Here is a 21,624-nt window from a genome sequence, read left to right on the forward strand (position 1 = left end):
TTTGGGGCGGGTGGCGCTTCGCTAACCCGCCCTACAAACCACTACAAACGTCCTAATACGCTAAACCACAAATAATCCAGCGGCAGCAGCACCAGATACGTCGCAATCGCCAGCGCCAGGCAGAGCAGCATCCCCGCCTTCGCAGGCACTTTCCCTAAGCCCATCGCCACCACGATCGGCGACGCCTGATACGGCAGCAGCGGCGTGGAATACCCCAGCACCTGAATCATGATCACCGACAGCAGCGGGAAGCCGGTCGCGTCGGAGAAGCTCTGCGCCAGCGTGGTGTACAGCGCCGGAACGCCGTTGGCGGTCATAATGAAGTTGAGCGCCGTGGTGATCCCCGTCAGCGCCAGGAAGCTGGTAAACGGGCGGTCTGCATCCAGCGGCATGATATGGAGCAACGCATCGCCTACGGCCGCACCGATACCGGTCTGCGTCACCGTAATGGCCAGCCCGAGTATACCCGCGACGTAAATACAGGTGCGCATATTCACCCCCGCCGAGAACTCCTCGCCGGTGATAAATCCGATGCGCGGCAGCATAACGATGACCGAGGCCGCCAGCCCTGTCCACGCTGGGCCCACGCCGTGCCAGCTCTCCGTTACCCACATCGTCAACACCACCGCCAGCAGCCAGGCGAGTCGTTTTTCGTCACGCCCCATCGATTCCGATGGCGCGAGATCCTTCGCCGGTTTTGGGTTGCCGGGAAACAGCCAGCAGATCAGGCCAATCAGAATCAGGCCTTTGAGAATACCCAGCACCGGCGTGTGCAGCAGCAGATACGGGACATAGTTGAGGTGGATACCGTATGAGCCCTCCGCCGCGCCGCTCATCACCAGGTTTGGCACGTTAGCGGGCAAAATAGTGGCCGAGAGCTGGAAAGTGCCAAACCCGACCGCCAGCGCCAGGCCAAACCAGGCCCGCGAGCCATCAGGAATGCCGGCCCGCTTCGCCATCGCGGCGACAATCGGCATCAGCAGCGCAATACGTCCCATGTTCGACGGCATCACGAATGCCAGGGCATAGCTCAGCAGCACAACGCTTGCCACCATCAGCACCCAGGAGTCGGTAAGCTTTGCCGACAGCGCCCGGGCGGCCCTGTCCGCCAGGCCGGTTTTCCGAATCGCCACGCCCAGCACAAAGCCGCTGAACACCAGCCAGAAGGCAGACGAGGCGAAGCCGCCAAAGATCACTTCCGGCGGGGCGATTCTGGCGGTCATCGCCGCCGTAAAGAACAGCAGCGCGGTGATAAATTCCGGCAACAGCGACGTCGCCCACAGCACGATGGTGACGCCGACGATCAGCGAGGGAAGCAGCAGAGGATGCGTTAACCAGAGCGACATACCTGTCTCCTGTAGAATTTTTCAGCAAGTCTACGGCGACAGGCAGGGCGAGTAAACGCTATTTATGGTGGGGTCACTTCAGGATATCGCATTGATGATCCTGCAATTCCTCAGCCGACGCACGGTTAAAGGTAAGCAGGTTACGCTCTGTCGCCAGCAATACAAACGAGCCGTCTGACTGCTGCGCCATCGCCAGCGCGAAGCGTCCCATATGGTCGCGCGCTTCCGGCAGTTCTTCCGCCAGCATCATAAACGGGCTGCGCTGCACCAGTTCGTTCTCCGTCACCCGACGGGCAAGGTACTCATGCCCTTCCAGCCCGCCCGGAAGCGGTAGCCACTGGGTGCTGATTTGCCCCTGCGCCGCGTTCAGCTTCTCGCGCACGTCCGGGCGCAGGCAGGAGATATGGATATGGAAATGGTTTTGCGTACGTCCGGTCGGGGAGTTGATGGTCAGCGAAACAGCGCTGTCAGGCACGTCGGCTCCCCGTTTCATGCTCATAAAATGACGAGACTGCCATGCCAGCCAGAAGAAATTCGGTGTCTGAGGCTCGGTCAGCAGCGGGCTTTCGGTGCCGTTGATACGGTACGTGGGCATCAGCAAGTATTGCAGCGGTCCGTTGCGGTCCTTGAACACCACGTAGCCCGCATCTGGCTTCACCTGCGCACACGGTGCCGGGTTACGGTTATGCAGCTGGTTGGGCACACACTGGTCGAGAACGATATGACGCAACGCATTCGGATTACCCGCTTTCATCCAGTACACGCCGCCTGCGGCAAGGGCGATAACGATCAGAATCAGTAAGATAATTTTTTTCACAACGCGTTCCCTGTTTTCAATAGAGGCAAAAGAGTAACGCAAAATGATGACCAAATAAAAAACCCGGTGGATTTCTCACACCGGGTTACCGTGTCGTTCTTTGTAAAACGCTTAGCGCTTGCTGATCTGGTCGAAGGTGCCGCCGTTAGAGAAGTGCTCTTTTTGCGCTTTGGTCCAGCCGCCAAAAACATCATCGATAGTGAACAGCTTCAGTTTCGGGAAGGCGTTTTCGTATTTCTTCGCGACGGCCTCATCGCGCGGGCGGTAGAAGTTTTTCGCCGCAATTTCCTGCCCTTCCGGTGAGTAGAGGTACTTCAGGTAGGCTTCCGCCACCGCTTTGGTGCCCTTCTTATCAACAACCTTATCGACGACGGAGACGGTCGGCTCAGCCAGGATGGATTCGCTCGGGGTCACGATCTCGAATTTGTCTTTACCCAGCTCGTTGGTCGCCAGCAGGGCTTCGTTTTCCCAGGCAATCAGCACGTCGCCGATGCCGCGCTCGACGAAGGTGTTAGTTGCGCCGCGCGCGCCGGAGTCCAGCACTTCGACATTTTTAAACAGCGCTTTCACGAATTCCTGCGCTTTAGCCTGGTCACCGTTGTTGTGGTGCAGGGCGTAGCCCCAGGCCGCCAGGTAGTTCCAGCGTGCGCCGCCGGAGCTTTTCGGGTTCGGCGTGATGACAGACACGCCCGGCTTAATCAGGTCGTTCCAGTCTTTAATCTGTTTCGGGTTGCCTTTGCGCACCAGGAAGACAATGGTCGAGGTGTATGGCGCAGAGTTGTCCGGCAGGCGCTTGATCCAGTTTTTGTCGATACGGCCACGCTCCGCGATCGCGTCTACGTCATAAGCCAGCGCCAGGGTAACCACATCGGCTTCAATGCCGTTGATCACCGATGTCGCCTGCTTACCTGAACCGCCGTGAGACTGGCGAACCACCACGTTATCGCCGGTTTCCTGTTTCCAGTGCGCCGCAAAAGCTTTGTTGTACTGGTCGTACAGTTCACGCGTCGGATCGTACGACACGTTCAGTAACTGAATGTCCTTTGCCAGAACGCTGGTCGATGCCAGCAATAATGTTAACCCCACGCCCCATTTATTCATCGCCCGGCTCTCTTGTGTAGTGTTTTGATGAATGCAGCGTGCCAGAAAGCTAATCGATGATTAAAGAATAAAAAAAGATTGGCTATAACGTGAAGGAATAAAAAGTGCGTGGGCACAAAAAAGCCGGGTGGCGGCTACGCCTTACCCGGCCTACGATCCGTGCTTTTGTAGGCCCGGTAAGCGCAGCGCCACCGGGCAACAGAGCCGATCAGTACAGTTTTTTCGCGCAGTCCAGCCAGTCACCTTTGAACGGACGCTTCATGTTTTCAATGGCGTCGATGATGTCATGGTGAACCAGTTTCTCGTTCTGAATACCGACGCAGCGGCCGCCGTGGCCCTGTAGCAGCAGCTCGATCGCGTACGCACCCATGCGGGACGCCAGGATACGGTCGTACGGGCCTGGGGAACCGCCACGCTGAATGTGACCCAGAACGGTCGCGCGGGTTTCGCGTTTGGTTTCGGTTTCGATGTACTTCGCCAGCTCGTCAACGTCACAGATGTGCTCGGTGATAGCAACGATGGCGTGTTTCTTACCTTTCGCGATGCCGGCTTTGATCTCTGCGACCAGATCTTCACGGCTGAACTCTACTTCCGGAACTACCACGAACTCACAGCCACCGGCAATGGCCGCTGCCAGGGTCAGGTCACCGCAGTAACGGCCCATCACTTCAACAATGGAAATACGCTGGTGAGAGGAAGAGGTGTCACGCAGGCGGTCAATCGCTTCCACAACGGTACCCAGCGCAGTGAAGTAACCGATGGTGTAGTCAGTGCCTTTGATGTCGTTGTCGATGGTGCCAGGCAGGCCGATGCACGGGAAGCCCATTTCAGTCAGACGTTTTGCACCCATGTACGAGCCGTCGCCGCCGATAACCACCAGCGCATCCAGACCCCGTTTTTTCATGTTTTCGATAGCCACTTCACGGATGTGTTCGTCACGGAATTCCGGGAAGCGCGCGGAACCGAGGAAAGTACCGCCACGGTTGATCATGTCAGACACGCTGTAGCGGTCGAGCTGAACCATGCGGTCTTCATACAGACCCAGGTAACCGTCATAGATACCAAAAACTTCCAGACCTTCCGTCAGCGCTGCACGGACAACCCCACGGATTGCCGCGTTCATGCCCGGCGCATCACCGCCGCTTGTCAACACACCGATTTTCTTAATCATGACTACCTCTGAACTTAGGAATGCAAAATTGAAATCTGCTGCCGGAAGAAACTGTTCAACCGTCGAATACTGCAAATAGTATATCAATCCCTTCCAGCTGAATTGATTCAGGTCAGGCCATATGGTGGTAATTTATCCACAAAATGCTGGTCTGGCTCACTTTTTTACAACGAATTACGAAAGCTCAAAACGCCCTGGGGACGACAGAGCACGGATCCTGGTGAATAATGACGTCTGACCCAGGGAAACGCTGCAAAATCGCCTGCTCCACCTGTTCAGCGACCATATGCGCCTGAACCAGTGGCAGGTTGTCTTCCATTTCCAAATGAATCTGAATAAAGCGGGTCGGCCCTGACTGCCGCGTACGAAGATCGTGAGCACCACTGACGCCAGGCCAGTGGGTCACGATGGCATAAATTTCATCACGTTCTGCATCCGGAAGCGCACGGTCAAGAAGCGACTGTACCGCGTCATACCCCATCCGCAACGCGCTGTATAAAATATAGATCCCTATCCCTAACGCAAACAACGCATCGGCACGATGCCAGCCATACCAGGCCAGACCGAGCGCAATAAGAATTGCCCCATTCATCATAACATCAGACTGATAATGAAGCATATCGGCCCGTACAGCCTGGCTTTGTGTTTTGCGTACAACCCAGCGCTGGAACGTTACAAGAACAAGTGTGCTTATAAGTGCAACTACGGTTACGACCACACCAACGCCCGGATCGTTCATCGGAGAAGGCGAAATAAGATGCTGAATGCCGGTCAAAAACAGGAAAAGCGCGGAGCCAGAAATAAACATACTTTGTGCCAGCGCGGCCAGCGATTCCGCTTTGCCGTGGCCAAACGTATGCTCTTCATCTGCCGGTTGCAGCGAATAGCGCACCACCAGCAGATTGGTCAGCGAGGCGGCAATATCCACCAGTGAATCCACCAGCGCCGCCAGAATACTAACCGACCCGGTGTACCACCACGCGAAAATTTTAATGATCAGCAAACACGACGCCGTCACCGTCGCGGCTATTGCGGCCCGGCTTACCAGCCGTCCATAGGATTGATTCATAAACACTCCTGTCATGCCATGGCGCTAGTATAACGGATGGCGGTGGAGTGAAAGGATGAATAAAGCGTTAACAACACTGAACGATGGGCAAAAAAAACCCCCACATCATGTGGGGGAAGACAGGGATGGTGTCTATGGCAAGGAAAACAGGGTTTACTGGTTACTACGGGTACTGCTATTGCTACTGAAAAGCGTCATATCTGAGCTTCGCTGCATCCGTGCAACCTCACGCAACTGGTTCATACGTTGCTGATGTTTGGTATTCAAAACCGCTTGCTGCTCGGGCGTTAGCAGGTGGAACATCTGGTTGCGAACCTTCGCCATTTCTACCTGGCGGGCAACCTGTTCCTGCGCCATTTTTTCTGCCTGAGCGCGTACAGCGCTTTCGTCAAAATTTTCTGCGGTGACAAGGCGATGCATTGTCTCCATTTCGCTAACATTAACAGGGGGCTGGTCGTGTCGTGCCCTCTGCATCAGATCTCGCATCTGTTGACGCTGATGTTCGGTTAAACTTATGCCGTCAAACATATGGCTTTGGCTGCTGTGCTGCGTTGCGCCCTCTGCTGAGGAACCGTTATCGCTGTTGATAGCTACAGCAGCCTGGCTAAACGCACAGAAGGCCAGCGTTGAGGCCATGACGGCAGCGGTAACTTTGCGCATCACTTGCTCCCAAAATCTTTCGTGTCGCGATTCAACGAGAGACAGTCTACGATTCAGGCTGCAAACATGCGTCAGGGGGTGTAAAACAACGTAAAGTCATGGATTAGATAGCCTTGATGTCGTAATTTCTGCCTCGGAGGTATTTAAACAATGAATAAAATCCTGTTAGTTGATGATGACCGAGAGCTCACATCTCTTTTAAAGGAGTTGCTCGACATGGAAGGTTTCAACGTCCTGGTTGCCCATGATGGGGAACAGGCGCTGAGTCTCCTTGACGACAGCATCGATTTACTTTTGCTCGACGTCATGATGCCGAAGAAAAACGGTATTGATACGTTGAAAGAGCTTCGCCAGACACACCAGACCCCCGTCATTATGCTGACCGCGCGCGGCAGCGAGCTTGACCGCGTACTCGGCCTTGAGCTGGGTGCGGATGACTATTTACCTAAGCCGTTCAACGACCGTGAACTGGTGGCCCGTATTCGCGCGATCCTGCGCCGCTCTCACTGGAGCGAGCAGCAGCAGAATACCGACAACAGCTCACCTACGCTGGAAGTGGACTCCCTGAGCCTGAACCCGGGCCGCCAGGAAGCGAGCTTCGACGGTGAAACGCTGGAGCTAACCGGCACCGAGTTCACCCTGCTGTATCTGCTGGCGCAGCATCTCGGCCAGGTGGTGTCGCGTGAACACTTGAGCCAGGAAGTGCTGGGCAAACGCCTTACCCCGTTTGACCGCGCCATCGATATGCATATCTCGAACCTGCGCCGTAAACTGCCGGAGCGTAAAGACGGTCACCCCTGGTTTAAAACCCTGCGTGGTCGCGGTTATCTGATGGTTTCCGCTTCATGATAGGCAGCTTAACCGCCCGCATCTTCGCCATCTTCTGGCTGACGCTGGCACTGGTTTTAATGCTCGTTTTGATGTTGCCAAAACTCGACTCACGCCAGATGACGGAGCTGCTCGACAGCGAGCAACGTCAGGGCGTGATGATCGAGCAGCACGTGGAAGCGGAGCTGGCAAACGATCCGCCGAACGATTTAATGTGGTGGCGCAGGCTGTTTCGCGCTATCGACAAGTGGGCGCCCCCCGGACAACGTCTTTTACTGGTCACCAGTGAAGGCCGCGTGATTGGGGCCGATCGCAATGAAATGCAGATTATCCGCAACTTTATTGGCCAGGCGGATAACGCCGATCACCCGCAGAAAAAGAAATATGGTCGGGTAGAAATGGTGGGCCCTTTCTCGGTGCGGGATGGGGAAGATAACTACCAGCTCTACCTGATTCGCCCCGCGAGCAGTTCCCAGTCCGACTTCATCAACCTGCTGTTTGACCGTCCGCTGTTGCTGTTGATTGTCACCATGCTGGTTAGTTCCCCGCTGCTGTTATGGCTGGCGTGGAGCCTGGCGAAACCGGCGCGTAAGCTGAAAAACGCGGCGGACGAAGTGGCGCAGGGCAACCTGAGGCAGCATCCGGAGCTGGAATCCGGGCCGCAGGAGTTCCTGGCCGCCGGAATCAGTTTTAACCAGATGGTGAGCGCGCTTGATCGAATGATGACGGCCCAGCAACGTCTGCTGTCGGATATCTCCCACGAGCTGCGAACGCCGCTCACGCGTTTACAGCTGGGTACCGCCCTGCTGCGCCGTCGCAGCGGTGAGAGCAAAGAGCTGGAGCGTATTGAGACGGAAGCGCATCGCCTGGACAGCATGATCAACGATCTGCTGGTGATGTCGCGCAATCAGCAGAAAAACGCGCTGGTGAGCGAAACGGTGAAAGCCAATCACCTCTGGCATGAGGTGCTGGATAACGCGGCCTTCGAAGCGGAACAGATGGGCAAATCCTTCACCGTCAATTTCCCGCCGGGCCCGTGGCCGCTGTACGGTAACCCCAACACGTTGGAAAGCGCGCTGGAGAATATCGTGCGTAACGCCCTGCGCTACTCGCACACGAAGATTGAAGTGGCGTTTTCGGTGGATAAAGACGGGATCACTATCATCGTGGACGACGACGGTCCAGGCGTCAGCCCGGAAGATCGCGAGCAGATTTTCCGTCCGTTCTACCGTACCGACGAGGCGCGCGACCGTGAATCTGGCGGTACGGGGCTGGGTCTGGCGATTGTTGAAACCGCCATGCAGCAGCACCGTGGCTGGGTGAAAGCCGATGACAGCCCGCTGGGCGGGCTGCGGCTAACGCTGTGGCTGCCGCTGTATAAGCGTTCGTAATCCCCTCACCCTAACCCTCTCCCCATAGGGGAGAGGGGACGGCTCGGTGCGGTCTTTTCACCCTCGCCCCTTTGGGGAGAGGGCCGGGGTGAGGGGCAATTATTTCCCCCATAATCTCCGCGAACTGCTCTCGATCTTGCCGCTTATCCGCCGCTTCTGCATCGTTCTGGTCCAGCTGGTGGATAATCCTGCCGCTGACAGCAGGCGGTGAAACTGTTCATCGTCGAAGGGCATATGCCAGGCAATGGCACAGGCCTCGTATACCGACACCTCACTCAGGCGCGAAGCCAGCTCAAGCGGCGCATCCGCCGAAATCTGTCCCGCCTGCACAACGCGATACAGCCAGCCGGTTTTACCCGCGTTTTGCAGCTGGGCCGACATATCCTGAATGCCAAAATGGTAGTTAAGCTTGAAGCACGGCGAGCGCGGCTGGGTGACCTGAATCAGAGCATCGCCCCAGCGATAAATATCGCCAATAAAGACGTTCTTCTCCGTCAGCCCTTCCGTTGAGAGATTTTCGCCAAACGCGGGGGCGACGAAAAGGTCCGCCTGTTCAGGAAATTCGGTTTTCCAGTGCTGATAGTGCTCGCGCGGATAGTGGCACAGCGCGCGATCGGGCCCGCCGTGGATTTTCTTTTCGGCCTGCTGGTCGCCCGCCAGACCAAGCTCGGTAAGCGTCAGCTCACCGTCGACCTGCACTTTGGCGATAGCGCTCGGGCGACTGCCTTCGTACTCCCTTACCTTGCCTGTAAACACATTCACCGGGTAATGCATCTCCACTCCTTCAGATACAAAAAAAGCGAGTCATCAGACTCGCTTCTCACAGGCGTCAATGCAACCTTATTTTTTAGCGGCGAAACGCGCTGCTGCTTCGTCCCAGTTCACTACATCCCAGAAGGCTTTGATGTAGTCAGGGCGACGGTTCTGGAACTTCAGGTAGTATGCGTGTTCCCACACGTCCAGACCCAGAATTGGGAAGCCGGATGCGCCAGAGATAGCTTCACCCATCAGCGGGGAGTCCTGATTTGCGGTTGAAACGACCGCCAGTTTGTCACCTTTCAGGACCAGCCACGCCCAGCCAGAGCCGAAACGGGTTGCAGCGGCTTTTTCGAATTCCGCTTTGAAGTTGTCAACGGAACCGAAGTCACGCTCGATAGCCGCTTTCAGGTCGCCCTGAAGGGTGGTGCCGGTTTTCAGGCCTTTCCAGAACAGGCTGTGGTTAGCGTGACCGCCCGCGTTGTTGCGCAGCACGGTTTTCTTGTCTGCTGGCAGCTGGTCCAGTTTGGTGATCAGCTCTTCAACAGGCAGATTAGCGAACTCTGGCAGGCTTTCCAGCGCAGCATTCGCGTTATTCACGTAGGTCTGGTGATGTTTAGTGTGATGGATTTCCATCGTCTGCTTGTCGAAATGCGGTTCCAGTGCGTCGTAGGCATACGGCAGGGATGGCAGTGTATAACTCATAATCCTCTCCATTATTGTCGGGCGGCACAGCTGTTAATGCCGCGTAAGCAGTTGGTTCATTATAGTTAATTAAATGATATTGAAAATGATTATCAATGCCGTAGTTTTTATAAGGTTATTCGGTTTTTGAGAAATGAAGGAATTGTGAGTCTGCTCACGCGGTTAACGTGCTGATTGCCATTCAAAACAAAAGTGCGGCAACCTTCTGAAGGTTCCCAAACCGCCTAATTTTTACACTCATCAAGTCGGCGGGAAGCCTCCGGCTATAAAAACGATGAGGATGTAAAAATGAATCATGCGATTACGATGGGTATTTTCTGGCATTTGATAGGCGCGGCCAGTGCAGCCTGTTTCTATGCCCCGTTTAAAAAGGTGAAAGGCTGGTCATGGGAAACCATGTGGTCCGTTGGCGGTACCGTGTCCTGGCTGATTTTGCCGTGGACAATCAGCGCCATGCTGCTGCCCGATTTCTGGGGCTACTTCTCCTCCTTCAACGCCTCCACCCTGCTGCCGGTATTCCTGTTCGGCGCGATGTGGGGTATCGGTAATATCAACTACGGCCTCACCATGCGCTACCTCGGAATGTCGATGGGGATTGGCATCGCGATCGGCATTACGCTGATTGTTGGCACCCTGATGACGCCAATCCTCAACGGCAACTTCGATGTGCTGATCAACACCCAGGGTGGGCGAATGACGCTGCTGGGCGTGCTGGTAGCGGTGATCGGCGTGGGAATTGTCACCCGCGCGGGCCAGTTGAAAGAACGCAAGATGGGCATCAAAGCCGAAGAGTTCAACCTGAAGAAAGGGCTGCTACTGGCGGTGATGTGCGGCGTCTTCTCGGCGGGCATGTCGTTCGCGATGAACGCCGCCAAACCGATGCACGACGCCGCTGCGGCGCTGGGCGTCGACCCGCTGTACGTTGCCCTGCCAAGCTACGTGGTGATCATGGGCGGCGGCGCACTGGTAAACCTCGGCTTTTGCTTCATTCGTCTGGCAAAAGTGAAGAATCTGTCGGTAAAAGCCGACTTCTCGCTGGCAAAACCGCTGATCGTCACCAACGTCCTGCTTTCCGCCCTCGGCGGTCTGATGTGGTATCTGCAATTCTTCTTTTACGCCTGGGGTCACGCCAGTATTCCGGCGCAGTATGACTACATGAGCTGGATGCTGCACATGAGCTTCTACGTGCTGTGCGGCGGGCTGGTTGGGCTGGTGCTGAAAGAGTGGAACAACGCCGGGCGTCGTCCGGTTGGCGTGCTGAGCCTGGGCTGCGTGGTGATTATTATTGCGGCCAATATCGTCGGCCTCGGCATGGCGAACTGATTACGCTGCCTTTCGACTGCGATGACGCCACTGAACCGGCGTCATCCCCACCTCACGGTTAAACACCACCGAAAAGTAGTTACTGTCCTCAAAGCCGCAGCGCATCGCCACTTCACTCACCATCAGCTCCGTATGCTGTAACAGATACTGAGCGTGGCAGATGCGCAGCTGGCGCAGATAGTGGTTTACCGTCATCCCCGTCTGGGTGCGGAACTGCTGGCGCAGCGCGCGCTCGCTGCACTGCTCCTGCTCGCAGAATTTTTCCAGCACGAAACTCTTGTTAAGACTGCCCGCAAGCCGGGTGATGAGCTTATCCAGCAGCGCTTCCTGCGTGGTGGCAGAGGGATTATCCGTAGCGTAACGATGGCGCTTCAGGGTCATCACCAGCTGGGCAAAAAGCAGCTCCGACATCTGGTTTGCCACCGGATCGCTCTTCTGGCTCTCCTGCTCCAGCTGGGAAATCGTCTGGCGCACCTGAGCCATGCCGTTGCTGCTTAAGCGCCAGTGCGGTTCGCCTCTGGCATCATGTAAACCGGGGATATTGCCCGACCAGTCGACATTCAGTTTAAGCCTGTCAGGGCAGTAGATGACGTTCTGCAACACCAGATCGTTAACCGAGGCGTAAGAGTGTTTATCTTCGGCGCGGATGTAGAACAGGTCTCCGCGCGTGATGCGGTAGGGACGGTCGTTGAGGACGTGCAGGCCGTTGCCCCGCCACACCAGCACCAGCTCGCAGAACTCGTGGGTATGCTCGGCAAAGACGTTTTGCGGATAGCGGTCCGCCACCGCGACGGCCTGACTCGCGGAGGCAAAAAAATCATCTTTACGAAGAATTAACTGAGCAGCCACACCACAACCTCGACGGCGAATAACCGGATATTATTAGCCTTTCTGCGGTAAAAAAACGGTGACTGCCCTCGCGTTACTGAAGCAACGCGTCTTTCCCCTGACGGATATCGCGCGGCGACCAGCTAAATTCCCGACGAAACAGCGTTGAAAAGTGGTTACTGTCGCCGAAACCGCAGCGATAGGCGATATCGGTGACGCTTTCATCCGTGTGCCTTAAAAGGTGACGCGCTTTGATCAGGCGCAGACGGTTGAGGTAGCGCTGCGGCGTCAGCCCGGTATGCTGCTTGAGCTGACGATGCAGCGTGCGCAGCGAGAGCGAAAAGTCATCCGCCAGCGTTTCCCAGCAGACATCTTCGGCAAAATGATCTTCCAGCCAGGCCATCAGCTGATTCAGGCGCGCGTCGTTATTTTCCAGCCCTTCCACCAGGCTACTGCGCCGCAGCAGCACCAGCAGCTGCATAAACAGCATCTCGCGGGTAGCAATGGCATGCGTCTCCTGTCCATCCTCGCTCTGCTCCATCTGGCTTACCAGCTGACGCACCTGCTGCAACGTGGACTGATTCACCCGCCAGTGCGACGGATAATGGCCGTCCTTCTCCTGCGGCAGCAGCTGATTCAGCCCGGAGAGAAACTGAAACGCATCCGGAGAACGATAGAGCACATTGGTCAGGCACAGGTTATCGGTATGTTCATACAGGTGCCTGTCGTGATCGCGCACGAAGCACACCGTACCGCCGCTGATGGTATACGGCTGACCGTTAAACACGTGGATGCCCGTTCCGTGCTCAACAATCACAATTTCATGAAAATCATGATGATGTTCCGGGAACGCAGCCTGAGGCAGCCGTGGCTCAATCGCAACCGGCGAAGCCCCCGAAGGAAAAAAATCGACGCTGTGCAGTACGGTCATAACGGCCTCTACCAATGAGAAAAGTTCTCAAAATAGTAATTAAGGCCTTCCCCGCTCACCTTAAATTTTTGACAGCAAACCGCGCAAAAGCTGCCGGTTTTTCAAGAAACAGGCGGAAAGATCGGGAAATGCGGTCAGCGTCACACTGCCTGCAAACCCCGCGATTACTGGAAACTGTGAACTCCCTCACGTTCATCTTTGCTTTCTTGCCAGCGCGAGATTTGGGCTGTCAGTGGCGAGAAGGTGGCTATTTCTTCCCTTTCTTACACTCCTCGCTAATGACTTAAGAAAGGACCCGACCATGACTTTTCGCCATTGTGTGGCTGTCGATTTAGGCGCATCCAGCGGCCGTGTAATGCTCGCCACCTGGGACTGCGACCTGCACACCCTTACGCTTCGCGAAATGCACCGTTTCGCCAATTGTCTGCAAAAACAGGACGGTTTTGTTACCTGGGATATCGACGCCCTGGAAGCAGAGATCCGCACCGGACTTCACAACGTCTGCGAAGACGGTATTCGCATCGACAGTATCGGCATTGATACCTGGGGTGTGGATTACGTGCTGCTGGACAGTCACGGCGAACGCGTCGGCCTGCCGGTCTCCTACCGCGACAGCCGCACCGATGGGCTGATGGCGCACGCCATCGCGCAGCTTGGCAAGGAGAACATCTATGGTCGCAGTGGCATCCAGTTCCTGCCGTTTAACACGCTGTATCAGCTACGTGCGCTGGTTGAGCAACAGCCTGAGCTGGTCGAAAAGGTGGCGCATGCGCTGCTGATCCCGGACTACTTAAGCTACCGTCTGACCGGCAATATGAACTGGGAATACACCAACGCCACCACCACGCAGCTGGTCAACATCAACACCGATAACTGGGATGAACATCTGCTGGCCTGGACGGGCGCCTCGCCGTCCTGGTTCGGCGCGCCAACCCATCCGGGCAATGTAATCGGCCACTGGCTTTGCCCGCAGGGGAATGAAATCCCTGTTGTCGCCGTCGCCAGTCACGACACCGCGAGCGCGGTCATTGCCTCGCCGCTCGCCGACAAAGATGCGGCCTATCTCTCTTCCGGCACCTGGTCGCTGATGGGCTTCGAGAGCAAAACCCCGTACACCAGCGATGCCGCGATGGCGGCGAACATCACCAACGAAGGCGGTGCCGAAGGCCGCTACCGGGTGCTGAAGAACATCATGGGGCTGTGGCTGCTCCAGCGGGTGCTGAAAGAGCAGGCCATCACCGACCTGCCCGCGCTTATCGCGGAAACCGAAACGCTGAAGGCCTGTACCTTCCTGATCAACCCGAACGACGATCGCTTTATCAACCCGGTGCACATGAGCGCCGAAATCCAGGCCGCCTGTTTTGAAGCGGGGCAGCCGGTACCTTCCCGCTCCGCCGAGCTGGCACGCTGCATTTTTGACAGCCTCGCCCTGCTGTATGCCGACATCCTGAGCGAGCTGGCTGACCTTCGCGGCAAACCGTTCACACAACTGCATATCGTGGGCGGCGGCTGCCAGAACCAGCTGCTGAACCAGCTCTGCGCGGATGCCTGCGGCATTACCGTGGTGGCAGGTCCGATTGAAGCCTCCACGCTCGGCAATATCGGCATTCAGCTGATGACCCTGGACGAACTTTCAAACGTCGACGATTTCCGTTCGGTGGTGACGGCGAATAACAGCCTGACCACCTTCACCCCCCATCCCTGCCATGAAATTGCCCGCTACCGGGCGCAGTTTCAGCAAAAACGACTGACTAAGGAGCTTTGCGCATGACCACTCAACTTGAACAAGCCTGGGACCTGGCTAAACAGCGTTTCGCCGCCGTCGGCGTGGATGTCGAAGAGGCGCTGCGCCAGCTCGACCGTCTGCCCGTCTCCATGCACTGCTGGCAGGGTGATGACGTCGCCGGTTTCGAGAACCCGGGCGGTTCCCTGACGGGGGGTATTCAGGCCACGGGTAACTACCCGGGCAAAGCGCGCAACGCCACCGAACTGCGTGCGGATCTGGAGCTGGCGCTGAGCCTGATCCCCGGGCCAAAGCGCCTGAACCTGCACGCCATTTATCTCGAATCCGACGAGCCGGTCGCGCGTAACGAAATCAAACCGGAACACTTTAAGAACTGGGTGGAGTGGGCGAAGGCCAACCGGCTGGGTCTGGATTTTAACCCGTCCTGCTTCTCGCACCCGCTGAGCGCGGACGGCTTTACCCTTGCGCACGCCAACGACGAAATCCGCCAGTTCTGGATCGACCATGTCAAAGCCAGCCGCCGGGTCTCGGCGTATTTCGGCGAGCAGCTTGGCACGCCATCGGTAATGAATATCTGGATCCCGGACGGCATGAAGGACATCACCGTAGACCGACTGGCCCCGCGTCAGCGTCTGCTGGCCGCGCTGGATGAAGCTATCAGCGAAAAACTGGACCCGGCGCACCACATCGACGCCGTCGAGAGCAAGCTGTTCGGCATTGGCGCAGAGAGCTACACCGTGGGCTCAAACGAGTTCTACATGGGTTACGCCACCAGCCGCCAGACCGCGCTGTGCCTGGATGCCGGCCACTTCCACCCAACCGAGGTGATCTCCGACAAAATCTCCGCCGCCATGCTCTACGTGCCGCGCCTGCTGCTGCACGTCAGCCGCCCGGTCCGCTGGGACAGCGACCACGTGGTGCTGCTGGATGACGAAACCCAGGCCATTGCCAGCGAAATCATCCGCCACGACCTCTTTGACCGCGTACACATTGGCCTCGACTTCTTCGACGCCTCCATCAACCGCATCGCGGCGTGGGTTATCGGCACCCGCAACATGAAGAAAGCCCTGCTGCGCGCGCTGCTGGAGCCTGTCGCCGCCCTGAAACAGCTGGAAGAAAACGGCGACTACACCGCGCGCCTGGCGCTGCTGGAAGAGCAGAAATCCCTGCCGTGGCAGGCGGTATGGGAGATGTACTGCCAGCGTCACGATGCGCCTGCGGGCAGCCAGTGGCTGGACAACGTGCGGGCATATGAGGAAGACGTGTTGAGTCAGCGCGGGTAACTGCCCCCTCACCCCTGTCCTCTCCCCAAAGGGGAGAGGGAGCAAACCATCCCCTCTCCCCTTTGGGGAGAGGGTTAGGGTGAGGGGTTCAACCTCACCGCGATAACTGGAAATGAAAACTATGCAGACCATCACCACCTCCTGGTTCGTCCAGGGCATGATCAAAGCCACCTCTGACGCCTGGCTCAAAGGCTGGGATGAGCGCAACGGCGGCAACCTGACGCTACGCCTGGACGACGCGGATATCGAGCCATTTGCCGCCGATTTCCACCAGAAGCCGCGCTATATCGCCCTGAGCCAGCCGATGCCGCTGCTCGCCAACACGCCGTTTATCGTCACCGGTTCCGGGAAGTTCTTCCGCAACGTCCAGCTCGACCCGCAGGCCAACCTTGGCGTGGTGAAAGTGGACAGCGACGGTGCGGGCTACCACATTCTCTGGGGTCTGACGGACGACGCGGTACCGACATCCGAACTCCCGGCGCACTTCCTCTCCCACTGCGAACGCATCAAGGCGACCAATGGCAAGGACCGCGTAATCATGCACTGCCACGCCACCAACCTGATCGCCCTGACCTACGTGCTGGAAAATAATTCTGATTTCTTCACCCGCAAACTGTGGGAAGGCAGTACCGAGTGTCTGGTGGTGTTCCCGGACGGCGTCGGCATTCTGCCGTGGATGGTGCCGGGCACCGACGAAATCGGTCAGGCAACCGCAACGGACATGCAGAAGCACTCACTGGTGCTGTGGCCGTTCCACGGCGTCTTCGGCAGCGGCCCGACGCTGGATGAAACCTTCGGCCTGATCGACACCGCCGAGAAATCCGCGGAAGTGCTGGTGAAGGTCTATTCCATGGGCGGCATGAAGCAGACCATCACCCGGGAAGAGCTGATCGCCCTGGGCAAACGCTTTGGCGTCACCCCCATGCAGTCGGCGTTAGATCTGTACCAATAACAACATCGCGCCCCGCTCATTGAGACGGGGCGAAAACCACCTGCAATCCCTACAACTAACTCAAGTCAGTGGAGTAAAAGCAATGAAAATAAAAGCAAGCTTGATCCTCACCGTTGCCGCTCTGGCGTTGTCCGGTTCCGCTTTAGCAGAAGTGAAAATCGCCCTGGTGGCGAAGTCCTTAGGAAATGGATTCTTCGAGGCAGCGAACGTCGGCGCGCAGGAGGCGGCCAAAGAGTTAGGCGATGTAAAAGTGATTTATACCGGCCCGACTACCACCACGGCGGAAGCGCAGATCGAGGTGCTGAACGGGTTGATCGCCCAGGGCGTGGATGCGATCGCGATTTCCGCGAACGATCCGGACGCCGTCGTGCCGGTGCTGAAAAAAGCGATGCAGCGCGGCATTAAGGTTGTGTCGTGGGACTCCGGGGTGGCGAAAGCCGGACGCCAGATCCACCTCAACCCGTCCAATAATGCCCTGATTGGCGAAACCAACGTGAAGCTCGCCGCCGACGCGCTGAAAGCGCTGAATGTCGAGAAAGGCGACGTGGCGGTGCTGAGCGCCACGCCAACCTCCACCAACCAGAATACATGGATTGCGGAGATGAAAAAGGTGCTGCCGAAGTACCCGTCCGTCAATCTGGTGACCGTGGCCTACGGAGACGATCTCTCTGACAAAAGCTACCGCGAAGCGGTCGGCTTGCTGAAAACCTACCCCGAACTGAAAGTGATTGTTTCGCCATCGTCCGTGGGCATCGTGGCCGCTGCGCAGGCGGTGAAGGACCAGGGCAAGATTGGCAAAGTGTACGTCACCGGTTTAGGCCTGCCGTCCGAGATGGCGGGCGCGGTGAAGTCCGGTGCGAGCAAGAGCTTTGCCATCTGGAACCCGATCGACCTCGGCTATGCGGCAACCTACCTGGCGGATGACCTGGTGAAAGGCACGGCCACGAAAGGTGAGGCCAGCATGGGCAGACTGGGCAAAGTGAAGCTGGATGCTGACGGCAACGGCGCGATGGCCGAGCCGTTCGTCTACGATGCCAGCAATATTGATAAGTTCTCGAAAATCTTTTGATGCAATTTGTAGGCCGGGTAAGCGGCAGCGCCATCCGGCAAAAGGCGGGTGGCGCTGCCGCTTACCCGCCCTACAAATTCCTCTGTCCAGGAGAACTATCATGACCCCATTGCTACAGCTTTCTGGCATCACCAAGGTGTTCCCCGGCGTGCGTGCTCTTGAGAACGTGCAGCTTGCGCTGTGGCCCGGCAAAGTGACCGCCCTGATAGGCGAAAACGGCGCGGGCAAGTCGACGCTGGTCAAAGTGATGACCGGCATTTACCAGCCCGACGAGGGCGAAATTCTCTATAAAGCGATCCCCGTTCATCTCCCGACGCCGGAGTCGGCGCATAAAATGGGCATCACCGCCATTCACCAGGAAACCGTGCTGTTTGATGAACTCTCGGTCACCGAGAATATCTTTGTCGGTCAGTACCTTCACAAAGGCTTCCTGAAAAAGCTCGACTGGCCGGAAATGCACAGCCGGGCGCAGGCGATCCTCACGCGGCTGGAAGTGCAAATCGACCCGCGCGCGACGCTGAAAACCCTGAGCATCGCCCAGCGTCATATGGTGGCGATTGCCCGCGCGCTGTCGTTTGAGGCGCAGGTGGTGATCCTCGATGAACCCACGGCGGCGCTGTCGCAGCATGAAATCCTCGAGTTTTACCAGATTGTGGAGCGCTTAAAGCAGGAGGGCAAAGCCATCCTGTTTATCTCCCACAAGTTCGACGAGATTTTTGAGCTGGCGGACCATTACACCATTTTGCGCGACGGCGCGTTCGTCGGCGCAGGTGCAATAAATGAGATCACCGAGGAGCGCATGGTGTCGATGATGGTCGGGCGCGCCATTACCCAAACTTTCCCTAAAATCGACTGCGAAAAAGGCGAGACGGTGCTGGAGGTGAAAAACCTCTGCCATCCGACCGAGTTTGCGCATATCTCGTTCTCCCTGCGTAAAGGGGAAATCCTCGGCTTTTACGGGCTGGTGGGGGCCGGGCGTACCGAGCTGATGCAGGCGCTTTCCGGCGTCACGCGGCCATCGTCCGGGGAAATTATCCTCAACGGACAGCCCCGGCGCTTCCGCCAGCCTGCGGATGCGATCAAAGCCGGTATCGTCTGCGTGCCGGAAGAAAGACAGAAACAGGGGGCGATTATCGCCCTGCCGATTGCCCAGAACATCAGCCTGCCTCAGCTCAGCAAGCTCAATCCGAACGGTGTGCTGCATGACGACCGTGAATGGAAGCTGGCGGACGAGTACGCCAAACGCCTGCAAGTGAAAGCCTTCAGCTGGAAGCAGGCGGTGGAGACCCTCTCTGGCGGCAACCAGCAAAAGGTCGTGATCGGCAAATGGCTGGCGACGCACCCTGACGTGATTATCCTCGATGAGCCGACAAAAGGCATCGATATCGGCTCAAAAGCAGCCGTGCATCAGTTTATGTCCGAGCTGGTCAGTCAGGGGCTGGCGGTAATTATGGTCTCGTCCGAACTGCCGGAAGTGATGGGCATGGCGGATCGCATTATCGTCATGCACGAGGGGCTGATGGTGGCCGAGTACCAGGCGGGAGACGCGACGGCGGAAACCATCGTCAGCGCCGCCAGCGGTGCAAAACAGGAGGCGGCATAATGCTTAGCTCACTCTTAAAACACCGCGAAGCCCTGCTGGGCGCGGTGATTATCCTGATGATCGTCGCCATTGGCAGCCGCGTGCCATCGTTTATCGCGCCGGGCAACCTGGTGGAGATGTTTAACGACACCGCCATTCTGATCGTCCTCGCGCTCGGGCAGATGATGGTGCTGCTCACGAAAGGCATCGACCTGTCGATGGCGGCCAATCTGGCCCTGACCGGGATGATTGTCGCCCTGATTAATTTCCATTACCCGGACGTGCCCGTCTGGGCGCTGCTGATCCTTGCCAGCGTGCTTGGGCTGCTGATGGGCGCGATAAACGGCCTGCTGGTGTGGAAGCTGGGCATTCCGGCGATTGTGGTAACGCTCGGCACTATGAGCATCTACCGCGGAATGATCTTTTTGCTCTCCGGCGGCGGCTGGGTGAACTCAAACCAGATGGGTACAGATTTCCTCGGCCTGCCACGTGCGTCAGTGCTGGGCTTGCCGGTGCTGAGCTGGTGCGCCATCGCCGCGCTGCTGCTGGTGGGCTACTTCCTGCGCTACAGCCGCACCGGACGAGCGCTCTACACCGCAGGCGGTAATGCCACGGCAGCGTACTACACCGGGATCAACGCCGGAAAAATGCAGTTCATTAGCTTCTGCCTTTCCGGTCTGCTGGCCGGGTTCTGCGGCTACCTGTGGATATCGCGCTTTGCCGTTGCGTATGTTGACGTCGCTAACGGTTTTGAATTGCAGGTGGTGGCAGCCTGTGTGATTGCGGGGATCAGCACCATGGGCGGCACCGGGCGCGTGCTCGGCTGTCTGTTTGGCGCACTGTTCCTCGGGGTGATTAACAACGCCCTGCCGGTGATCGGCGTCTCCCCGTTCTGGCAGATGGCGATTTCCGGCACGGTAATTGTGATAGCAGTGCTGCTGAACGAGCGCGGCAATAAACGTAAAGGCCGATTGATACTGCGCGATGCGGCGCTGGCACGTCAGAAACTGGCGGTGAAATCATGAGCAAAATGATGACATCTGAAGCAATCAAACCCACTTCTGCGCCGGGCATCTTCCAGCGTCTGCTGTGCTGGGAGGGGTTCCTGCTGGCGGTGACGCTGGCGGTGTTTGTGGTGAACGCGCTCGCCTCACCCTACTTCCTCAATATCTGGAACCTCTCCGACGCGACGTTCAACTTCACCGAAAAAGCGATCATCGTGTTGCCGATGGCGATGCTGATTATCGCCAGGGAAATTGACCTGTCGGTAGCCTCCACCATCGCGCTCAGCTCCACGGTGATGGGCTTTTGCGCGGCGGCGGGCGTCGATACGCCGCTGCTGGTCTGCGTCGGATTAGGCGTCGGGCTACTGTGCGGGCTGTTCAACGGCATTCTGGTGACGCGCTTTAACCTGTCGTCCATCGTCATCACCATCGGCACCATGAGCCTGTACCGCGGGATCACCTACATCCTGCTCGGGGACCAGGCGCTGAACAGCTATCCGGAGAGCTTCGCCTGGTTCGGCCAGGGCTACGTCTGGGGCGCGCTGTCGTTTGAATTCGCGCTGTTTATCGTGCTGGCCGCTCTGTTTGCCTTTGTGCTGCACCGCACCAACTTTGGCCGCCGCACCTACGCCATCGGCAACAACCCGACCGGCGCGTGGTACTCCGGCATCAACGTGAAGCGCCACAGCCTGATCCTCTTCGCGCTGGTGGGGCTGATGTCCGGCCTGGCGTCGGTGCTGCTTACCTCGCGTCTGGGCAGCACCCGCCCGACCATCGCGATGGGCTGGGAGCTGGCGGTGGTGACGATGGCGGTGCTCGGCGGCGTCAATATTCTCGGTGGGTCCGGCAGCATGGTGGGCGTGATTATCGCCGCCTTCCTGATGGGGCTGGTGACCTTCGGCCTGAGCCTGCTCAACGTGCCCGGCATTGTGATGTCGGTGATTATCGGCGCGATGCTGATCGTGGTGATTTCGCTGCCGATTATTACCCGCCGGATGATGCTGCGAAGACGGAATTAAATTGCCCCTCACCCCTGCCCGCTCCCCTGAGGGGAGAGGGTGAAA

Annotated in this window: 20 protein-coding genes; 10 read left to right on the forward strand and 10 right to left on the reverse strand. The window is 57.5% G+C overall.

All coding sequences use genetic code 11. The features are described 5' to 3' along the window. Positions 1 to 41: 41 nt before the first annotated feature. From CKK19_RS02100 to cpxP, 6 genes are all read right to left on the reverse strand, one after another. Complete coding sequence (locus CKK19_RS02100; RefSeq protein WP_063149395.1) at positions 42 to 1,346, reverse strand: SLC13 family permease; 1,305 nt, start codon at positions 1,344 to 1,346, stop codon at positions 42 to 44. A 73-nt stretch (positions 1,347 to 1,419) separates the two neighbouring features. Further along, complete coding sequence (locus tag CKK19_RS02105) at positions 1,420 to 2,163, reverse strand: CDP-diacylglycerol diphosphatase (protein WP_063853151.1); 744 nt, start codon at positions 2,161 to 2,163, stop codon at positions 1,420 to 1,422. A 111-nt stretch (positions 2,164 to 2,274) separates the two neighbouring features. Then, positions 2,275 to 3,264 (reverse strand): sulfate ABC transporter substrate-binding protein, encoded by a 990-nt coding sequence (locus CKK19_RS02110; protein ID WP_023298902.1) that lies wholly within the window; start codon positions 3,262 to 3,264, stop codon positions 2,275 to 2,277. Between the two features lie 208 nt (positions 3,265 to 3,472). Beyond that, a complete protein-coding gene (pfkA, locus tag CKK19_RS02115) occupies positions 3,473 to 4,435 on the reverse strand; it encodes a 6-phosphofructokinase (protein ID WP_003862009.1) in 963 nt (320 codons plus the stop codon). A gap of 184 nt (positions 4,436 to 4,619) precedes the next feature. After that, a complete protein-coding gene (fieF, locus tag CKK19_RS02120) occupies positions 4,620 to 5,504 on the reverse strand; it encodes a CDF family cation-efflux transporter FieF (RefSeq protein ID WP_023298903.1) in 885 nt (294 codons plus the stop codon). Positions 5,505 to 5,657: 153 nt separating this feature from the next. Next, positions 5,658 to 6,164: a cell-envelope stress modulator CpxP gene (gene cpxP, locus CKK19_RS02125; protein WP_023305089.1), complete on the reverse strand. Its 507-nt coding sequence runs from the start codon at positions 6,162 to 6,164 to the stop codon at positions 5,658 to 5,660. Between the two features lie 150 nt (positions 6,165 to 6,314). Here cpxP and cpxR point away from each other — a divergent pair, with 150 nt between their 5' ends. Continuing rightward, complete coding sequence (gene cpxR / locus CKK19_RS02130; RefSeq protein ID WP_003862004.1) at positions 6,315 to 7,013, forward strand: envelope stress response regulator transcription factor CpxR; 699 nt, start codon at positions 6,315 to 6,317, stop codon at positions 7,011 to 7,013. Further along, positions 7,010 to 8,383, forward strand: a complete 1,374-nt coding sequence (cpxA, locus tag CKK19_RS02135) for an envelope stress sensor histidine kinase CpxA (RefSeq protein WP_063853132.1) — start codon at positions 7,010 to 7,012, stop codon at positions 8,381 to 8,383. Before cpxR ends, cpxA begins: the two co-directional genes overlap by 4 nt. 99 nt (positions 8,384 to 8,482) lie before the next feature. Here cpxA and yiiM read toward each other — a convergent pair whose 3' ends face one another. Both yiiM and sodA read right to left on the reverse strand, forming a co-directional pair. Continuing rightward, entirely contained in the window at positions 8,483 to 9,157 is a 675-nt protein-coding gene (gene yiiM, locus CKK19_RS02140) for a 6-hydroxyaminopurine reductase (RefSeq protein WP_046621326.1), read from the reverse strand. A 66-nt stretch (positions 9,158 to 9,223) separates the two neighbouring features. Beyond that, positions 9,224 to 9,844 (reverse strand): superoxide dismutase [Mn], encoded by a 621-nt coding sequence (gene sodA, locus CKK19_RS02145; protein WP_003861999.1) that lies wholly within the window; start codon positions 9,842 to 9,844, stop codon positions 9,224 to 9,226. Positions 9,845 to 10,132: 288 nt separating this feature from the next. Between sodA and rhaT the strand changes: the two genes are divergently transcribed. Further along, the gene (gene rhaT, locus CKK19_RS02150) at positions 10,133 to 11,167 is read left to right on the forward strand and encodes an L-rhamnose/proton symporter RhaT (RefSeq protein WP_022649813.1); all 1,035 of its coding nucleotides are present in this window, start codon (positions 10,133 to 10,135) and stop codon (positions 11,165 to 11,167) included. On the opposite strand, the gene rhaR is transcribed toward rhaT, so the two are convergent. Beyond that, the gene (rhaR, locus tag CKK19_RS02155; protein ID WP_032676783.1) at positions 11,168 to 12,016 is read right to left on the reverse strand and encodes an HTH-type transcriptional activator RhaR; all 849 of its coding nucleotides are present in this window, start codon (positions 12,014 to 12,016) and stop codon (positions 11,168 to 11,170) included. A gap of 73 nt (positions 12,017 to 12,089) precedes the next feature. Next, positions 12,090 to 12,926, reverse strand: coding sequence for an HTH-type transcriptional activator RhaS (gene rhaS, locus CKK19_RS02160; protein WP_022649815.1), 837 nt, complete (start codon positions 12,924 to 12,926; stop codon positions 12,090 to 12,092). A gap of 301 nt (positions 12,927 to 13,227) precedes the next feature. Between rhaS (CKK19_RS02160) and rhaB the strand changes: the two genes are divergently transcribed. The 7 genes from rhaB to CKK19_RS02195 all read left to right on the forward strand — a co-directional run bounded on the left by rhaB (position 13,228) and on the right by CKK19_RS02195 (position 21,579). Continuing rightward, entirely contained in the window at positions 13,228 to 14,697 is a 1,470-nt protein-coding gene (rhaB, locus tag CKK19_RS02165; RefSeq protein ID WP_048965903.1) for a rhamnulokinase, read from the forward strand. Then, positions 14,694 to 15,953 carry an L-rhamnose isomerase gene (gene rhaA / locus CKK19_RS02170; protein ID WP_022649817.1) on the forward strand — a complete coding sequence of 420 codons (1,260 nt, stop codon included), beginning with the start codon at positions 14,694 to 14,696 and terminating at the stop codon, positions 15,951 to 15,953. The genes rhaB and rhaA overlap by 4 nt, the downstream gene beginning before the upstream one ends. A gap of 121 nt (positions 15,954 to 16,074) precedes the next feature. Next, entirely contained in the window at positions 16,075 to 16,905 is an 831-nt protein-coding gene (gene rhaD / locus CKK19_RS02175; protein ID WP_022649818.1) for a rhamnulose-1-phosphate aldolase, read from the forward strand. A gap of 82 nt (positions 16,906 to 16,987) precedes the next feature. Continuing rightward, positions 16,988 to 17,974, forward strand: coding sequence for a rhamnose ABC transporter substrate-binding protein (gene rhaS, locus CKK19_RS02180; RefSeq protein ID WP_023298909.1), 987 nt, complete (start codon positions 16,988 to 16,990; stop codon positions 17,972 to 17,974). A 100-nt stretch (positions 17,975 to 18,074) separates the two neighbouring features. Continuing rightward, positions 18,075 to 19,577, forward strand: a complete 1,503-nt coding sequence (locus tag CKK19_RS02185; RefSeq protein WP_063853134.1) for a sugar ABC transporter ATP-binding protein — start codon at positions 18,075 to 18,077, stop codon at positions 19,575 to 19,577. Then, positions 19,577 to 20,581 carry an ABC transporter permease gene (locus tag CKK19_RS02190; RefSeq protein ID WP_225455020.1) on the forward strand — a complete coding sequence of 335 codons (1,005 nt, stop codon included), beginning with the start codon at positions 19,577 to 19,579 and terminating at the stop codon, positions 20,579 to 20,581. Before CKK19_RS02185 ends, CKK19_RS02190 begins: the two co-directional genes overlap by 1 nt. Continuing rightward, the gene (locus tag CKK19_RS02195; RefSeq protein ID WP_063853135.1) at positions 20,578 to 21,579 is read left to right on the forward strand and encodes an ABC transporter permease; all 1,002 of its coding nucleotides are present in this window, start codon (positions 20,578 to 20,580) and stop codon (positions 21,577 to 21,579) included. Before CKK19_RS02190 ends, CKK19_RS02195 begins: the two co-directional genes overlap by 4 nt. Positions 21,580 to 21,624: the final 45 nt, after the last annotated feature.

This window comes from Enterobacter sp. CCUG 70166 (genome assembly GCF_020224095.1).
In the GTDB taxonomy this organism is placed as follows: domain Bacteria; phylum Pseudomonadota; class Gammaproteobacteria; order Enterobacterales; family Enterobacteriaceae; genus Enterobacter; species Enterobacter intestinihominis.

Excerpts from the sequence above, each read along its gene's own strand:
- CKK19_RS02100 (WP_063149395.1), bottom strand. The coding sequence starts at position 1,346 with ATGTCGCTCTGGTTAACGCATCCTCTGCTGCTTCCCTCGCTGATCGTC.
- CKK19_RS02110 (WP_023298902.1), bottom strand. The coding sequence starts at position 3,264 with ATGAATAAATGGGGCGTGGGGTTAACATTATTGCTGGCATCGACCAGC.
- pfkA (WP_003862009.1), bottom strand. The coding sequence starts at position 4,435 with ATGATTAAGAAAATCGGTGTGTTGACAAGCGGCGGTGATGCGCCGGGC.
- fieF (WP_023298903.1), bottom strand. The coding sequence starts at position 5,504 with ATGAATCAATCCTATGGACGGCTGGTAAGCCGGGCCGCAATAGCCGCG.
- cpxP (WP_023305089.1), bottom strand. The coding sequence starts at position 6,164 with ATGCGCAAAGTTACCGCTGCCGTCATGGCCTCAACGCTGGCCTTCTGT.
- cpxR (WP_003862004.1), top strand. The coding sequence starts at position 6,315 with ATGAATAAAATCCTGTTAGTTGATGATGACCGAGAGCTCACATCTCTT.
- cpxA (WP_063853132.1), top strand. The coding sequence starts at position 7,010 with ATGATAGGCAGCTTAACCGCCCGCATCTTCGCCATCTTCTGGCTGACG.
- yiiM (WP_046621326.1), bottom strand. The coding sequence starts at position 9,157 with ATGCATTACCCGGTGAATGTGTTTACAGGCAAGGTAAGGGAGTACGAA.
- sodA (WP_003861999.1), bottom strand. The coding sequence starts at position 9,844 with ATGAGTTATACACTGCCATCCCTGCCGTATGCCTACGACGCACTGGAA.
- rhaT (WP_022649813.1), top strand. The coding sequence starts at position 10,133 with ATGAATCATGCGATTACGATGGGTATTTTCTGGCATTTGATAGGCGCG.
- rhaS (WP_022649815.1), bottom strand. The coding sequence starts at position 12,926 with ATGACCGTACTGCACAGCGTCGATTTTTTTCCTTCGGGGGCTTCGCCG.
- rhaB (WP_048965903.1), top strand. The coding sequence starts at position 13,228 with ATGACTTTTCGCCATTGTGTGGCTGTCGATTTAGGCGCATCCAGCGGC.
- rhaA (WP_022649817.1), top strand. The coding sequence starts at position 14,694 with ATGACCACTCAACTTGAACAAGCCTGGGACCTGGCTAAACAGCGTTTC.
- rhaD (WP_022649818.1), top strand. The coding sequence starts at position 16,075 with ATGCAGACCATCACCACCTCCTGGTTCGTCCAGGGCATGATCAAAGCC.
- rhaS (WP_023298909.1), top strand. The coding sequence starts at position 16,988 with ATGAAAATAAAAGCAAGCTTGATCCTCACCGTTGCCGCTCTGGCGTTG.
- CKK19_RS02185 (WP_063853134.1), top strand. The coding sequence starts at position 18,075 with ATGACCCCATTGCTACAGCTTTCTGGCATCACCAAGGTGTTCCCCGGC.
- CKK19_RS02190 (WP_225455020.1), top strand. The coding sequence starts at position 19,577 with ATGCTTAGCTCACTCTTAAAACACCGCGAAGCCCTGCTGGGCGCGGTG.
- CKK19_RS02195 (WP_063853135.1), top strand. The coding sequence starts at position 20,578 with ATGAGCAAAATGATGACATCTGAAGCAATCAAACCCACTTCTGCGCCG.